1 protein-coding gene is annotated in these 1,141 nt (G+C 63.6%); it reads left to right on the forward strand.

The window, feature by feature from the left end:
- Positions 1–1,141 (forward strand): M28 family peptidase (locus tag JP75_RS24585; protein ID WP_035087789.1); only part of this gene is annotated, 1,141 nt, incomplete at both ends.

The raw sequence follows: 1,141 nt of genomic DNA on the forward strand, positions 1-1,141 counted from the left end.
ATGCGGTCCTACGGCTATCGCACCGAGCTGTTGTCGCACGAGGCCTATATCAGCCTGCCCAAGCCGGGTGCCTCGGTGAAGGTGGGAGGCGTCGAAGTCGGCGCTATCACCCATTCCTTCACGCGCTCCGCTCCGGCCGGTGGCCTTAAAGGCAAGGTCGTCGATGTCGGCAAAGGCATGCCCGACGACTACAAGGGCAAGGATGTACGCGGCAAGATCGTGCTGATGGATGGCATCGCCAATCCGGTGGTGACCATGATCGCCTGCCGAATGGGCGCTATCGGACAGATCCACGTCAGCCCGAGCGAGCAGCGCCATGAAATGTGTATCTCGCCGGTTTGGGGCAGTCCCGACGATCGCAAGGCGAAGAACCTGCCCACGAGCGTGGTCTGCACCGTGCGCGAAAGTGACGGGGCGAAGCTGCGCGAGGAACTGGCAAAGAACGGCGCAGACGACGGCGTGTTGGTTGCCGACGTCGATACGGGTTGGCGCCCCACGCCTATCCTGGTCGCGGATATGTCCTCCAGCGCAGGAGGCGACGAGGAGCCCTTCGTCTTCTACACCGGCCATCATGACACCTGGTATTATGGCGTGATGGACAATGGTGGCGCCAACGCCACCATGATCGAGGTGGCCCGTATCGCCGCGCTGCATCGCGACCAGTGGAAGCGCGCACTGCGCGTCGTATTCTGGTCCGGCCACAGCCAGGGCCGCTATTCTTCCTCCTCCTGGTATGCCGACCACAATTGGGAAGAGCTGCAGAGGCGCGCCCTCGTGCATGTCAATGTCGACAGCACCGGCGGCAAGAACAACACCGTCGTTGCCGACACCGCCGCAGCGGCCGAATTGCGCGGCCTGGCCAGCGAGGCCATCCGCGAAGTGTCCGGTCAGACTTTCGGCAATGCCCGCATGGCGCGAGCCGGCGACCAGTCTTTCTGGGGCATGGGCGTGCCGGCGATCTTCGGCAATATGAGCACTCATCCTGTCGACGCTGCACCTGCCGCCAACGGCCCTGTCGCCATGTTCCGGCCCGGCAAGTCCGGCGGCTTCGGCACCGGCTGGTGGTGGCACACGCCGGACGATCTCATCGAGCAGATGGATAGTGATATCCTCGTCCGCGACACCCAGATCTACATGCAAG

Origin of the sequence: Devosia riboflavina (assembly GCF_000743575.1) — a bacterium.
Taxonomy (GTDB): domain Bacteria; phylum Pseudomonadota; class Alphaproteobacteria; order Rhizobiales; family Devosiaceae; genus Devosia; species Devosia riboflavina.